10 protein-coding genes are annotated in these 14280 nt (G+C 67.0%); 4 read left to right on the top strand and 6 right to left on the bottom strand.

Going from position 1 to position 14280, the window contains the following annotated elements; genetic code table 11:
- The first annotated feature begins 224 nt into the window (after positions 1 to 224).
- Both AB3X96_RS15020 and gluQRS read left to right on the top strand, forming a co-directional pair.
- A complete protein-coding gene (locus tag AB3X96_RS15020; protein ID WP_368590334.1) occupies positions 225 to 1088 on the top strand; it encodes a sulfurtransferase in 864 nt (287 codons plus the stop codon).
- A gap of 52 nt (positions 1089 to 1140) precedes the next feature.
- Positions 1141 to 2031 (top strand): tRNA glutamyl-Q(34) synthetase GluQRS, encoded by an 891-nt coding sequence (gene gluQRS / locus AB3X96_RS15015; protein WP_368590333.1) that lies wholly within the window; start codon positions 1141 to 1143, stop codon positions 2029 to 2031.
- Between the two features lie 106 nt (positions 2032 to 2137).
- Here gluQRS and AB3X96_RS15010 read toward each other — a convergent pair whose 3' ends face one another.
- From AB3X96_RS15010 to purT, 6 genes are all read right to left on the bottom strand, one after another.
- Positions 2138 to 3592, bottom strand: coding sequence for a DEAD/DEAH box helicase (locus tag AB3X96_RS15010; protein ID WP_176121260.1), 1455 nt, complete (start codon positions 3590 to 3592; stop codon positions 2138 to 2140).
- A 346-nt stretch (positions 3593 to 3938) separates the two neighbouring features.
- Entirely contained in the window at positions 3939 to 5375 is a 1437-nt protein-coding gene (locus tag AB3X96_RS15005; protein ID WP_368590332.1) for an aldehyde dehydrogenase family protein, read from the bottom strand.
- A gap of 44 nt (positions 5376 to 5419) precedes the next feature.
- Complete coding sequence (locus AB3X96_RS15000; protein ID WP_176109187.1) at positions 5420 to 7072, bottom strand: acetolactate synthase large subunit; 1653 nt, start codon at positions 7070 to 7072, stop codon at positions 5420 to 5422.
- Positions 7073 to 7312: 240 nt separating this feature from the next.
- Entirely contained in the window at positions 7313 to 7693 is a 381-nt protein-coding gene (locus AB3X96_RS14995; protein WP_176380776.1) for an MliC family protein, read from the bottom strand.
- Between the two features lie 132 nt (positions 7694 to 7825).
- On the bottom strand, positions 7826 to 8038 hold the full coding sequence (locus AB3X96_RS14990; RefSeq protein WP_176366934.1) for a DUF6726 family protein: 213 nt from the start codon (positions 8036 to 8038) through the stop codon (positions 7826 to 7828).
- A gap of 98 nt (positions 8039 to 8136) precedes the next feature.
- Positions 8137 to 9351: a formate-dependent phosphoribosylglycinamide formyltransferase gene (gene purT / locus AB3X96_RS14985; protein WP_184227664.1), complete on the bottom strand. Its 1215-nt coding sequence runs from the start codon at positions 9349 to 9351 to the stop codon at positions 8137 to 8139.
- 259 nt (positions 9352 to 9610) lie between these two features.
- Between purT and AB3X96_RS14980 the strand changes: the two genes are divergently transcribed.
- Positions 9611 to 10147 carry an META domain-containing protein gene (locus AB3X96_RS14980; protein ID WP_368590331.1) on the top strand — a complete coding sequence of 179 codons (537 nt, stop codon included), beginning with the start codon at positions 9611 to 9613 and terminating at the stop codon, positions 10145 to 10147.
- A gap of 113 nt (positions 10148 to 10260) precedes the next feature.
- A complete protein-coding gene (locus tag AB3X96_RS14975) occupies positions 10261 to 14241 on the top strand; it encodes a DNA translocase FtsK (RefSeq protein WP_368590330.1) in 3981 nt (1326 codons plus the stop codon).
- Positions 14242 to 14280: the final 39 nt, after the last annotated feature.

Below are 14280 nucleotides of genomic sequence, written 5' to 3'. Positions count from 1 at the left end.
CGTTTGCGCTAGCGCAACCCGTTAGCCACTCGGCCAGGCCGGGGAGAATCCCCGGTTGAGGGATAATAGAGGTTTCGCCTGTTTCGGCCTGGCCATTGAACTGGCAAATGCGCGGCAAACGCGCGCGAAACCGCGCGCCAAACTCCGGGTCTTATCGGGGGCGCAACAGCGGCGGCACGGCCCGCCGCCCTTTGCCACGCCGGCCATCTTTACCGCAAACACACATGAGTATCGTCAATCTCGCCGCGTATCAATTCGCAACCATCGAAGACACCGCCGCCTGGCGCCCATTCGTCACCGAACGCTGCAATGCGCTCGGCCTGCGCGGCACTATCCTGCTCGCGCCGGAAGGCATCAACCTGTTCATCGCCGGCACGCGCGAGAACACCGACGCGTTCATCGACTACATCCGCCACGACGCGCTGTTCGAAGGCAAGTTCGCGAATCTGCAGTTCAAGGAAAGCCTGTCGGACAAGCAGCCGTTCACGCGCATGCTGGTCAAGCTCAAGCGCGAAATCATCACGATGAAAAAGCCGGCGATCCGCCCCGAGCTCGGCCGCGCACCGTTCGTCGACGCACCCACGCTGAAGACCTGGCTCGACCGCGGTCACGACGACGAAGGCCGTCCGGTCGTGATGCTCGACACGCGCAACGCGTTCGAAGTCGACGTCGGCACGTTCGACAATGCGCTCGACTATCGCATCACGAAGTTCAGCGAATTCCCCGAGGTGATCGAGAACAACCGCGCCGATCTCGAAGGCAAGACGGTGGTGTCGTTCTGCACGGGCGGCATCCGCTGCGAGAAGGCCGCGATCCATATGAAAGACGTCGGCATCGAGAACGTGTACCAGCTCGAAGGCGGCATCCTCAAATACTTCGAGGAAGTGGGCGGCGCGCATTATCACGGCGACTGCTTCGTGTTCGACTATCGCACCGCGCTGAATCCGCAACTCGAACCGACCGCGACCGCGCAATGCTTCGGCTGCCGCGCGGTGGTCACGCCCGAGCAACAGCAATCGCCGATGTACGTCGCGGGCAAGACCTGTCCGGCATGCCATCCGGACAGCAAGGCCGTGTGCGCCGCGTAATGGCAGCAGGGGTGCATCGCGGCGTGGGCGTCTCGCCTGACGTCCCCACACCATGACCTATCGCGGACGCTTCGCACCGTCGCCCACCGGCCCGCTGCATTTTGGTTCGCTGGTCAGCGCGCTCGCGAGCTGGCTCGACGCGCGCGCGCAGCGCGGCGCGTGGCTCGTGCGCGTCGAAGATATCGACGGACCGCGCACGGTGCCCGGTGCCGCCGAGGACATCCTCGCGACCCTCGAGCGCTTCGGCATGCGCGCCGACGAAACGCCGCTCTGGCAAAGCCAGCGCATCGCGCACTATCAGCAGGCGCTGGAGCGGTTGAAATCGATCGGTCTCGTCTATCCGTGCGGCTGCACGCGCAAGGAAATCGCCGATTCGCTATTGCACGCGCACGCGCGCAACACCACGCTCGCCTACCCCGGCACCTGCCGCACCGGTCTGCACGGCAAGCGGGCGCGCGCGTGGCGCCTGCGTGTGCCCGACGGCGACTCGGCCGTGATCACGTTCGACGACCGCTGGCAGGGTCCGCAGACGCAAAACCTCGCGACCGAGGTCGGCGATTTCGTGCTGCGCCGCGCGGACGATCAATGGGCGTATCAGCTGGCGGTCGTGGTGGACGATGCGGACGCGGGCATTACGCACATCGTGCGCGGCGCGGATCTGATGGATTCGACGGCGCGGCAGATTTATCTGCAACGTTGTCTAGGCGTGGCGACGCCCGAATATCTGCATGTGCCGGTCGTCACGAACGAGCACGGCGAGAAGCTGAGCAAACAGACCGGCGCGACCGCGCTCGATAGCGACAAGCCGCTCGAAGCATTAGGCGCGGCGGCACGGCATCTGGGACTCGAACTGGGAAGCGAGCCGCCCGCGACGCTCGAGCAGTTCTACAGCGCCGCGACCGCGGCCTGGGCAAAACGGATGAACATTCGCCCATCCAGATGATGCGCATGCGTGGAGTCTGCTGCGCTTTCCGAAACATCGGAACGTGCGGCTCCACCGCTTTACGCTCGGGGCGTTGCACCCCGAGCTCCGAACCCGACAGCCCGTCTTACGACGACGAAGGCGTCTTCCTCGGCATTCCGAAGCCACCGAGCAACGCGGCCAGTTGCCGCTTCGGCGCTGCCTTCTGCGGCGCGGCCGTCTCCTCGACCTTGTGCACCGATGCCGGCGACGGCTCGTACGGCTTCAGGAAGAAATCGTCGATCGGTTGCGCGCGATGATGATGCGGACGGTCATACGAACCCGATGCCCCGCCCGTGCGACGGCGGCTGCGCTCGTCGCGCGATTCACTGCGCTCACGGCGCAGCGAACGATCATCGTGATGATGGCGCACCGGCGCCTCGACGGTCAGGCGCTGCAAGTCGAGCGGACGCTTGATCAGCTTCTCGATGTCGGCCAGTTGCTTGCGCTCGTTCGGGCTGCACAGCGACAGCGCGTCGCCCGATGCGCCCGCGCGGCCCGTCCGGCCGATCCGGTGCACATAGTCTTCGGCGTTGAACGGCAGGTCGAAGTTGATCACCGCCGGCAGTTCGGCGATATCGAGACCGCGCGCGGCGACATCGGTCGCGACCAGCGCCTCGACCTCGCCGCGCTTGAACGCGTCGAGCGCCTGCATGCGCTCGCTTTGCGAGCGGTCGCCGTGAATCGCGGTCGCGACCACGCCGTCGCGTTCGAGGCTGCGCGCGAGCCGGCTTGCGCCGATCTTGCTGTTGCAGAACACGATCACCTGCTTCAGCCCGCGCTCGCGGATCAGTTGCACGACCGCGCCGGTCTTGTCGCCCTCGGCCACTTCGTACACAACCTGCGTGACATTGGTCGCGGTCGAGTTGCTGCGCGCGACTTCGATGGTCTGCGGGTTGCGCAGATAGGTCGCGGCGAGCTTCTTGATTTCGCCCGAGAACGTCGCGGAGAAGAGCAGCGTTTGGCGCTCTTTCGGCAGCAGGTTCAGGATGCGCTGCAGGTCGGGCAGGAAGCCCATGTCGAGCATGCGGTCGGCTTCGTCGAGCACGAGCATCTGCACCTGGCCCAGGTTGGCGGTTTTCTGCTGCACGTGATCGAGCAGACGGCCCGGCGTCGCGATCAGGATTTCGACGCCGCGGCGCAGTTGGTCGGACTGCGGATTCATATCGACGCCGCCGAACACGACCGCGCTGCGCAGCGCCGTGTGCTTCGCGTAGGCCTGCACGTTCGCGGCCACCTGGTCGGCGAGTTCGCGGGTCGGCGTGAGGATCAGCGCGCGCACCGGATGGCGAGCCGGCGACGCGCTCGTATTGGCTTGCGGCAGCAGACGCTGGATGATCGGCAGCGAGAAGCTCGCGGTCTTGCCGGTACCAGTCTGCGCGGCGCCCATCACGTCACGGCCCGCCAGCACGACCGGGATCGCCTTCGCCTGGATCGGCGTGGGCGACGTGTAGCCCGATTCCTTGATGGCCTTCAGGATGTCGGGCGCGAGGCCGAATTGATCAAAAGTCTCGGTGCTGGGCGTGACGGCTGTGTCGGACATGGTGGCTTTCGCTAAAAAGGCGCGTGGCGCGGATGCGCGCGGCAGCGGTCGGGGCCGCGGAGGGCATCAGGATGAAGGCGGAGCCACGTCGTTCCGCGCGAGACCCGTCTGAGTTCGGTTAATGCGGCCGGCTCCGGTTGGCGGAAACACCCGCCGAAAGCCCAGCATTGTAGCACTTCAGCAAAAACGCTCGCGACGGCCGGCTGGCCGGCCGCTCGCGGCCGTTGCTTCGGTCGCAGCGTAGTGCGCACAGACGACAGTGGCATGACAGCCCGGCGCCTGGGCTGGCGGCGCGCGGCGTTCGTCAGCCGTCCCGCGGGCGCCCTGCCCGCGTCAGAGCGACTGCTCACCACGTCTCGCGCATCACCATCAGCCGCAGCTCGGTCATATCCTCGATCGCGTAGCGCACGCCCTCGCGCCCCAGCCCCGAATCCTTGACGCCGCCATACGGCATGTTGTCGACGCGGAACGACGGCACGTCGTTGATCACGACGCCGCCCACTTCGAGCGCATCCCAGGCGCGATGCGCATGCGCGAGCGAATCGGTGAACACGCCGGCCTGCAGGCCGAAGTCGCTGTCGTTGACCTGCGCGAGCGCTGCCTCGAAATCGTTGAAGCGCTCGAGGATCGCGACCGGCCCGAACGCCTCCTTGCGATACAGATCGGTGTCGCGCTTCACGCCTTCGAGCAGCGTCGCCTCGAACATCGCGCCGTCGACCTTGCCCCCCGCGACGATCTGCGCGCCCGCCTGCACCGCCCCGTCCATCCAGCCGGCGAGCCGCTTCGCCTCCGATTCGGAGATCATCGGCCCGACGAAGGTCTTCTCGTTCTTCGGATCGCCCATCACCAGCGACTTCGTCTTCGCGATCAGCTTCTCGCGCAGCGCATCGTAGACGCTCGCGTGCGCAAGAATCCGCTGCACGCCGATGCAGCTCTGCCCCGACTGATAGAACGCGCCGAACGCGAGCCGCTCGACCACGTAATCGAGCTTGCCGCCCTGATCGCCGTCGACGATCGCCGCCGCGTTGCCGCCCAGTTCCAGAATCACCTTCTTCTTGCCGGCTTTGCGTTTCAGCTCCCAGCCGACCGCCGGCGACCCGGTGAACGACAGCAGCTTGAAGCGCTCGTCGGTCGTAAACAGGTCGGCGCCGTCGCGGTGCGCGGGCAAAATCGAAAACGCGCCCTTCGGCAGATCGGTTTCCGCAAGAATTTCGCCCATGATCAGCGCACCGACCGGCGTGCGGCTCGCCGGCTTCAGCACGAACGGCACGCCCGCCGCGATCGCCGGCGCGACCTTGTGCGCAGTGAGGTTCAACGGAAAATTGAACGGCGAGATGAACGAGCACGGCCCGATCGGCACGCGCTTCACGTACGCGTGGTAACCGTTCGCGCGCGGCGAAATCTGCAGATTGATGATCTCGCCGTCGATTCGCACGCTCTCCTCGGCGGCGACTTTGAACGTATCGATCAGGCGCGTGACCTCGCCCTTCGAATCGTTGATCGGCTTGCCCGCCTCGATGCACAGCGCGAGCGCGAGCTCGTCGTAGCGCTCGCGAAAGCGCTTCACGCAGTGTTCGAGTACCGCCTGGCGCTTGAACGGCGGGTAGGCGCGCAGCGCCGGCATCGCATCGACCGCGAGGCCGATCGCCTTGTCGATCGCGGCCGCGTCGGCCATCGCGACGCGGGTGGCGACTTCGCCACTGAATTTGTCGGTGACTTCGAGATCGGTGTTGGCGGCCACCGGCTCATTCGCGAGGTAGTACGGATAGGTTTTCTGCAACATGTCGCGTTCTCCTTGAATCGAATCAAAGCTCGATGCACAGAGGCTCAAAGCCGCGCGGACAGCCGCTTGATCTCGCGATTGAGCACGCGCTCGTTGTCCGAATAGTCGATCGGCACGTCGATCACGTGCACGCCGGGCGTCACGAAGCACTCGCGCAACAGCGGCGCGAACTGTTCGGCGGCCTCGACCCGATGCCCCTGAGCACCATAGCTCTGCGCGTAGGCGACGAAATCCGGGTTCGCAAGCGTCATGCCGTAGTCCGGGAAGTTCATGTTCTCCTGCTTCCAGCGGATCATGCCGAACGCGTCGTCGCGCAGGATCAGGATCACCAGGTCGAGCTTCAGCCGCACCGCCGTTTCGAGCTCCTGCGAGTTCATCATGAAGCCGCCATCGCCGCACACGGCGATCACTTTGCGCTCCGGATGCACGATCTTGCTCGCGATCGCCGACGGCAGCCCCGCACCCATCGACGCCAGCGCGTTGTCGAGCAACAGCGAATTCGGCTCGTGCGCGCGGTAGTAGCGCGCGAACCAGATCTTGTACATGCCGTTATCCAGACACACGATGCCGTCGACCGGCGTGGTCTCGTACACGTCGTTGACGATCCGCACCGGGTACATCGGGAAGCGGTCGTCGTGCTGGCCCTTCACCAGATGCGCCTCGAAGTGCTCCTTGATCTCCTTGAAGCGCGTGAAGTCCCAATGCTCCTGACGCGTCTTCAGGCTCTCCTTCAGCTGCCACACCGCATTCGCGATGTCGCCGACCACTTCGATCTGCGGGAAATACACCGGATCGACTTCGGCGCCGAGGAAGTTCACGTGGATCACGGTCTTCTCGCCCGCCTCGCCGCTGCGCATGAAAAACGGCGGCTTTTCGATCACGTCGTGACCGACGTTGATGATGCAATCCGCGTGCTCGATCGCGCGATGCACGAAGTCACCGTCGGAGAGCGTCGCGTTGCCGAGCCACATCGGATGCGATTCGTCGATCACGCCCTTGCCCATCTGCGTCGTGAAGAACGGAATGCCGATCTGATCGACGAACTCGCGCAGCATCTTCGTCGTGGTCTTGCGGTTGCCGCCCGCGCCGATCATCAGGAGCGGATGCTTCGCGGCGGTGATCGCCTCGACCGCGCGCGCGACCGCCTTCTCCTCGGCGACCGGACGGCGGCTGTAGCTCTTCGGAATCGGCTTGCCGTCGCCCTCCTCGTGCGCGACGTCCTCGGGCAATTCGAGGTGCGCGGCGCCCGGGCGCTCCTCCTCGGCGCGGCGCACCGCCTCGCGCACCGCCGCCGGAATATTGCCGATCGACACGATCTGCCGCGTGTACTTGGTGAGCGGCTCCATCATCCGCACCACGTCGACGATCTGGAAGTGCCCCTGCTTGCTCGACTTGATCGGCTTCTGGCCGGTGACCATCAGCATCGGCATGCCGCCCAGTTGCGCGTAGGCGGCCGCAGTCACGAAGTTGGTCGCGCCGGGGCCGAGCGTCGCCAGACATACTCCCGTGCGGCCGGTGAGCCGCCCGTAGGTGGCAGCCATGAAGCCGGCCGCCTGCTCGTGGCGCGTGAGGATCAGACGGATTTTCGAGCGGCGCAGCGACTCGAGCAGATCGAGATTTTCTTCACCGGGAATGCCGAACACATACTCGACACCTTCGGCTTCCAGCGATTTGACGAACAGGTCCGATGCTTTCATTGAGGGTCTCGCTTGATGACTCGAGGGACGGACAATCGAAGACGACAACGACGGCTGCGCGCGAAACACCGCATCGCGCGCGCGGCATGGCAAACGGCATGGCGAACACCATGCTGGACAGCTTACTACTCGAATGGAAACGATGCGCGCGAGCGGCAGGAAGCCGGGCGCGAGAGGAAGCAGGCGGCGGCAGAGGATGAAGCACGTCGCATGACGTGCAGGTGTGCGCCGATCAATGAATCAGCGAATCACCGTTACGCAGTCGGAGAGAATCGGCGGCGCGTTCTCGCCGCTCGTCAGGTCATAAAGATTGGCGCGCGGTCCCTTGGTCCACCACGTATAGCTGCCGGCCTGGTACTTCACGCCGGACGCCGAGACCGTGTTGACGAACAGCATCGAGGTGCCTTTCACCGGCAGCACGGCGAAGCTTTGGCCGTTCTGCGCGTTCCAGTAGGTAACCTGCAGGATCTTGCCGGTCGCGCACGTGTATTTGCGCGTCTGGTGGTTCTTGCCTTCGATGTGCTTGAACTGCAACGGCGCGGCCGAGGCGCCGCCGGAAGATGCCGCCAGCGAGGCCACCATCGATGCTGCCGTGAGAAATGCAACACGCCATGTCTTCATCGAACACCTCGATTGTTGCGGGGGGGGGGGGGTCAGGCAGGGAAGGCATACCGGCCGCCACGCCGGTCACAGACGGGTCACAGGCGGGTTACAGGAAGCTCGTGGGCAATTCACGGACAGTTCGACGACGTTTCAAGGATCGATCACCTCGGCACACGCATCGGTCGGCGCGGCGGCGACGTGCCCGACGACCGGCACGATCTTCAGTCCCGCCGAAGCGACCCGGCACGGCGCCGCCGCGAGCCCGCAGCCGCTGATGCCGGCACACAGCGCGAACGCCACGCCGAGTGCGCCGACCCGGCGAAGCGCGCCACGCCACGGATTGCTGCGCGATTCAAGCGCCATACGGTCCCCTACTCCGATCTCTTTGCTGCGATAAACCAGCAACGATTAGCCAGCAACGATCGCGGCCCACGCCGCGCGTCGCCGCCTGCCCCTGCTCGTTACTTCGCCGACACCGGCCGAACCGCCGCCGCGGCCTGCTTCGCACGCGAGCGCGCTTCGTCGATGTTCTCGCCGGTCGCGAGCGCGACGCCCATGCGGCGTTTGACGAAGCTCTCCGGCTTGCCGAACAGGCGCAGGTCCGAGTTGGGCACCGCGAGTGCCGCCGCGACGCCTTCGAACGCGATGCCGGCCTCGTCGCGTCCACCGTAGATCACCGCCGACGCACCCGGCGCACGCAGCGACGTGTCGACCGGCAAGCCGAGGATCGCGCGCGCATGCAGTTCGAACTCCGAGAAGCGCTGCGAGCACAACGTGACGAGCCCTGTGTCGTGCGGACGCGGACTGACTTCCGAAAACCATACGTCGTCGCCGCGCACGAAAAGTTCCACGCCAAAGAGGCCGCGGCCGCCGAGCGCCGCCGTGACCTTGTGCGCGATCTCTCGCGAACGCTCGAGCGCGAGTGGGCTCATCGGCTGCGGCTGCCACGATTCGACATAGTCGCCCGCGACCTGCACGTGGCCGATCGGGTCGCAGAAATACGTGCTGACCGCGCCGCTCGCCGGGTCGATCGCGCGCACGGTGAGCTGCGTGATTTCATATTCGAAGTCGATGAAACCCTCGACGATCACGCGCCCGAAATTCACGCGGCCGCCCGCCATCGCGTACTGCCACGCGGGTTCGACGTCGGCGTCGCGGCGCAATACGGACTGCCCCTTGCCCGACGACGACATCACCGGCTTCACGACGCACGGATAGCCAACCTTCGCGATGCCCGCGCGCAGTTCGTCGAGCGAATCGGCGAATGCGTACGGCGAGGTCGCGAGGCCGAGCTCCTCGGCGGCGAGGCGGCGGATGCCTTCGCGGTTCATCGTCAGCTGGGTGGCGCGGGCGGTCGGGATCACTTCGGCGAGCGCCTCGGTTTCGATCGCGGCGAGCTCGTCGGTGGCGATCGCCTCGATTTCGGGGACGATCAGATGCGGGCGCTCCTGCTCGACCAGCGCGCGCAGCGCGGCGCGGTCGGTCATGTCGATCACGTGCGCGCGATGCGCGACCTGATGGCCCGGCGCGTTCGGGTAACGGTCGACGGCGATCACTTCGACGCCCAGCCGTTGCAGCGCGATGATCACTTCCTTGCCGAGCTCGCCGGCGCCGAGCAGCATCACGCGCGTCGCGGATTCAGAAAGGGGGGTGCCGATCCGTTGGCCGATCTGCATGGGAACTCCAGATAAAAAGTCGGGATGAGGGTGGGATTGGATAGACCGCGATGTTAACATGCGGCCCCCTTGCCGCGCGGCGCTCAGGGTGCGCTCAGGGTGCGCTCTGAGTCCGCTCGCGAGGCCGTGGCGGCCGGGCGCAAGCGTGCCGCCGCGTCGACGTTCGCAGCCGCGACCGCGCCACCGCGCGCATCGCTCGCGCACGACAAGCTTAGTACGTTACCCTTACGCCTTCGCCAGTTTGAACAGGAACGACGCCATGCTCATCCGCTCCCGCCCGCGACGTCTTGCGCGCATCACTCCGTGCCTGCGCACGGCCGTCGCCGCGTTGAGCATCGCCGCGCTGCTCGGTGCCTGCGCGATCCCGAAGCATCCGGATTCGTCGGCGCCGCCGCCCGATCCATTCAATCCCGCCGCCGTGCAACTGCTCGACGACAGCAGCTGGGTGCTGAGCTCGTGGAAGAACGCCGACGGCACGGCGCGCGCGGTGCCGTCGAAGGATCAGGAGCCGCTTACGCTCACGTTGTCGACCGAAGGCGGCCAGCGGCACGCGAGCGGCTTTTCCGGCTGCAACCGCTTCATGGGTTCGTACATGCTGAAGGACGGCAAGCTCAGCTTCGGCACCCTCGCCGGCACGCGCAAGGCGTGCGTGTCGGCGGGCGGCGACATCGAAAAGCCGTTCCTCGAAGCGCTCGAACGCATCGCTCGCACCGGCGTGCAGATGCGCGCGCCACAGCAGATGCAGCTGATGCTCGACAGCGGCGACACGCTGATGTTCGATCGCAGCGACAAGTGATGCGAGTTTGCGCCGCGTTCGGGACTCGCGCCGGCCTTCGAAGCCGCGCGCTGCGCCGTTTAAACTCGACGGATTGCGCTTCTCGCGCGCTCCGTCATTCGTAGATGTCTGGTATGCACACGGTAGTTTTCGGCTGGTTCGGCGGGTCGGCCGTCTGGTTCATTCCTCTTTTGTGGCGCCTCGTGAAGTCGATGCTGCCGGGCGGCGCGGGTCTGCGCGGCCCCGGCACGATCCGGCTGTGGCTCGGCTTCGTCTGCGTGCTGATCGCGAGTTGCACGCTCGAGGGCTCGCTGATCGGCATTGCCGGCGTCAATGGTTTCGGTCATGCGCTGGCCGCCGGGCTTGGGCATCTGCTCGGCCATATCGGCACGCCGCTCGCGGCGCTCGCGCTGCTCCTGATCAGCCTGCCCTGGCTCATCGACTTCCGCTGGAGCGAGGTCGCCGCCTGGGCCGACGGCGCGTTCGGCCTCGGGTTGTCGCGCGGACTCGCGAAGCGAGACGAGGATGCGCGCCGCCACCGCACCGTCGACGACGGCGCGCCGTCGCACGTTTCGCCCGCTACCAACACGATGGCGCCGCGCAACAGCAAGGGTCGCTACGCGCGGCCGACGGTGTGGCGTCCGCCCGCGAGCGGGCGCGGCGTGGGCGCCGCCGCTGCGGGCGGTGCCGCGGCTGGCGTCGCGGGTAGCAAGGAGGCTGCCGCCCGTGGCGCCGGCGCAAACTGGCGCGCCGATGCGGCCGCTGGCGCGGCGCGTGGGCCGGCCAGGCAGATCGAGCCGGTGTTGCGCACGGGGTCGAGCGCGCCGCTGCGTCCGGCAGCGTCGATGGCAACGCAGGCGCCGCCGGTGGACAAAGCTCCGGACAGGTCCACGGCACCATTCGTGCCGACCGAGCCGGTCGCGCCGGCGGGTTGGCTGCGCACGACGGAGCCGCGCGCGGCGACGGCCGCGGCGGGATCGCCGGGTGCATCGGCTTCATCGGGCATGTCGGTTCATGATAGCGCTGCGCAGGCCGGTCGGCGCTCGGTCGGCGAACAGCGCGTGGCCGCGCCGTTCGGCTCCAGCGCCGCATTGGCGGCGACGGCCGCCAATGCGTCCGGCGTGTCGGCGCGAGCGGCACAGGCCATGGCGGGCCGGTCCGCCACGTCGGGCGCCGGGATCGGCATGACGGCGGGATCCATGAATGCCGCGGGCCGCGGCAGCCGTCCGTCGCCGCTGCCACGTCCAGCAGACGGCAGCGCGCCGCTCAATCGCGGCGCGACTCCGCGTCAGCCGTTCCCGGCGGCTCAGCGCGCCAACGGTGTCACATTGCCGTCGGCCGTGCGCCGCCCTACACCGGACTTCGCGCGAACGATGGCGAACGCGTCGACGGTCGCGCCGCCGGCGAGCGTCGAGGAAACGCTGCGCAGCATCGCGGAAAACACCGCGCGCTGGACCGACATGGCCGGCGTGAGCCTCGCGCGCAGTCGTGGCGGCGATGGCGCAAAGATTGGCGACGTGGAACGAATGTTGACAACGTTCGACGTGCCGCCGGCGCTGCCGGACGTGCTGCCTGTCGAAAACGGCGAGACGGTGTCGCCGGCGCAGTCGCAGCAAGAAGCGTCACCTGTGGAGTTGCCGGCTGAGCATGAGGTGCTCGGATCCGACACGCCGGTCGAGAGCGCCAACGAAGCGGTTGCGCAATGGCCGACCGAACCGCCGGTCATTCATCCGCCGCTCGCGGCCGCGCCGCTGACGACGGCTGCGATCGAGCCGGTGGCCGGCGTGGCGGCTGCGGCTGTCGAATCCGCGATTGCAGAGCCCGTGTCTGTCGCAGAGACGCCGGCCGATCCCGTGTGCGCGGAGGCTGTCACAGGCACGCCCGCAGTTGTCGAGCCGTCGGCATCCGCTGCGGCTGAACCTGCCGCCGCGGAACCTGCTGCAAGCGCGCCGCAACACGAGGCGGCGACGGCGACGCCGTTCCAGCGCTTTGCAGCCAGCTTGCAGAACGACGCTACGCACGAAGACGTACCGGCGATCGAAGACCGGACGACGACAAACACCAGCGTCCCGCCATCGCAGGGGGAAGAATCCGCGCGAACCGTCGAACCTGCGACCGCCGACACCGCGACACCGAAGCAAGAGCCGGCCCCTGTCGCCGAAATTGTCATCGACAAAACGCTCGTGCCTTGGGAGAGCAAGCTCGGCCCGGCCGCGAGCGAAGGCGCGCGGCCAGGTGAGCCAGCACCGCCGCCGACGCATGCGACGTCGCTCGCCCCTGCCCTGCCCGCTGCGACAGAGCCCGCGACCGGCCCCACGAACGCCTCGCTGTCGTCGACTTCAACGAGCGCGGCGAACCTGGCTACACCGGCAACCGCCCCAGCCGTCGTCTCGAACGTGGTCCGTTTCCCTGGCGTTGCCGCGCCGGCGACCAGCATCGAGCCTTCGCTCGACCCAAACGCGACGTCGGTCACGAACACACCGGCAGCCGAACCGTCACTCACTCCGTCGCCTCCTTCCGCGCCCGCACCGCAGCCGCTGACCCAACCCGCCACCGAGCCTGCCGCCGCTCGCGCGCCGCTGCGCGGCCACGCGCCGGTCAACGGCTTCGAGTTCCATGCGCCGGCCGCATCGATGGTCGAACTGCCGACGCTCGATCTGCTCGCCCCCGCCGACGCCGACGTCGAACCGATCTCGGACGAAAAGCTCCGCGAAACCGGCCAGCTGATCGAGCAGCGCCTGCAGGAATTCAAGGTGCCGGTGACGGTAGTCGGCGCATCGGCGGGTCCGGTCATCACGCGCTTCGAAGTCGAACCGGCGCTCGGCGTGCGCGGCAGCCAGATCGTCGGTCTGATGAAGGACCTGTCGCGCGGTCTCGGTCTCACGTCGATCCGCGTGGTCGAAACGATTCCGGGCAAGACCTGCATGGGCCTCGAACTGCCGAACGCGAAGCGGCAGACGATCCGGCTCTCCGAAATCCTCGAAGCGAGCGTCTACCAGAACTCGCACTCGCAATTGACGCTCGCGATGGGCAAGGACATCACCGGCCATCCGGTCGTCGCCGATCTCGCGAAGGCGCCGCACATGCTGGTGGCCGGCACAACCGGTTCGGGCAAGTCAGTCGCGATCAACGCGATGATCTGCTCGCTGCTGTTCAAGGCGACGCCCGAGGAAGTACGTCTGATCATGATCGACCCGAAGATGCTCGAGCTTTCGGTCTACGAAGGGATTCCGCATCTGCTCGCGCCGGTCGTCACCGACATGAAGCTCGCGGCCAATGCGCTGAACTGGTGCGTCGGCGAAATGGAGAAGCGCTACCGGCTGATGTCGGCGGTCGGCGTGCGCAATCTCGCGGGCTTCAACCAGAAGATCCGCGACACCGAGGCGAAGGGCAAGAAGCTCGGCAACCCGTTCTCGCTCACACCCGATGCACCCGAGCCGCTCGCGCCGCTGCCGCTGATCGTCGTCGTCATCGACGAGCTCGCCGACCTGATGATGGTCGCCGGCAAGAAGATCGAGGAACTGATCGCGCGGCTCGCGCAGAAGGCGCGCGCGGCCGGCATCCACCTGATCCTCGCGACGCAGCGGCCGTCCGTCGACGTGATTACCGGTCTCATCAAGGCGAACATTCCGACCCGCGTCGCGTTCCAGGTGTCGTCGAAGATCGACTCGCGCACGATTCTCGACCAGATGGGCGCCGAGTCGCTGCTCGGCCAGGGTGACATGCTGTTCCTGCCGCCGGGCACGGGCTACCCGCAGCGCGTGCACGGCGCGTTCGTCGCCGACGAGGAGGTGCATGCGATCGTCGAGTATCTGAAGCAGTTCGGCGAACCGCAGTACGAGGAAGGCATTCTCGACGGCCCGGCCACGGATGGCGGCGCGGCCCAGGACCTGTTCGGCGAAGCGCCGGATGCGGAAGCCGATCCGCTGTACGACGAAGCGGTCGCGTTCGTCGTGCGCACGCGGCGCGCGTCGATCTCGTCGGTGCAGCGGCAATTGCGCATCGGCTATAACCGCGCGGCGCGGCTCGTCGAACAGATGGAGACGGCCGGGCTCGTGTCGGCGATGAGCATCAACGGCAGCCGCGAAGTGCTGGCGCCGGGGCCGGTGGAATGAGCGGCCGGTGAATCGCCAGGCCGGGTCGGCAACGACACG

The sequence above is a fragment of the Paraburkholderia sp. BR13439 genome (assembly GCF_040948805.1).
Classification (GTDB): Bacteria; Pseudomonadota; Gammaproteobacteria; order Burkholderiales; family Burkholderiaceae; genus Paraburkholderia; species Paraburkholderia youngii.
This window is presented reverse-complemented; position numbering and strand designations above follow the sequence as displayed.

What these genes read in the sequence shown, in the direction of transcription:
- AB3X96_RS15020 (WP_368590334.1), top strand. Translation starts at nt 225, where the DNA reads ATGAGTATCGTCAATCTCGCCGCGTATCAATTCGCAACCATCGAAGAC.
- gluQRS (WP_368590333.1), top strand. Translation starts at nt 1,141, where the DNA reads ATGACCTATCGCGGACGCTTCGCACCGTCGCCCACCGGCCCGCTGCAT.
- AB3X96_RS15010 (WP_176121260.1), bottom strand. Translation starts at nt 3,592, where the DNA reads ATGTCCGACACAGCCGTCACGCCCAGCACCGAGACTTTTGATCAATTC.
- AB3X96_RS15005 (WP_368590332.1), bottom strand. Translation starts at nt 5,375, where the DNA reads ATGTTGCAGAAAACCTATCCGTACTACCTCGCGAATGAGCCGGTGGCC.
- AB3X96_RS15000 (WP_176109187.1), bottom strand. Translation starts at nt 7,072, where the DNA reads ATGAAAGCATCGGACCTGTTCGTCAAATCGCTGGAAGCCGAAGGTGTC.
- AB3X96_RS14995 (WP_176380776.1), bottom strand. Translation starts at nt 7,693, where the DNA reads ATGAAGACATGGCGTGTTGCATTTCTCACGGCAGCATCGATGGTGGCC.
- AB3X96_RS14990 (WP_176366934.1), bottom strand. Translation starts at nt 8,038, where the DNA reads ATGGCGCTTGAATCGCGCAGCAATCCGTGGCGTGGCGCGCTTCGCCGG.
- purT (WP_184227664.1), bottom strand. Translation starts at nt 9,351, where the DNA reads ATGCAGATCGGCCAACGGATCGGCACCCCCCTTTCTGAATCCGCGACG.
- AB3X96_RS14980 (WP_368590331.1), top strand. Translation starts at nt 9,611, where the DNA reads ATGCTCATCCGCTCCCGCCCGCGACGTCTTGCGCGCATCACTCCGTGC.
- AB3X96_RS14975 (WP_368590330.1), top strand. Translation starts at nt 10,261, where the DNA reads ATGCACACGGTAGTTTTCGGCTGGTTCGGCGGGTCGGCCGTCTGGTTC.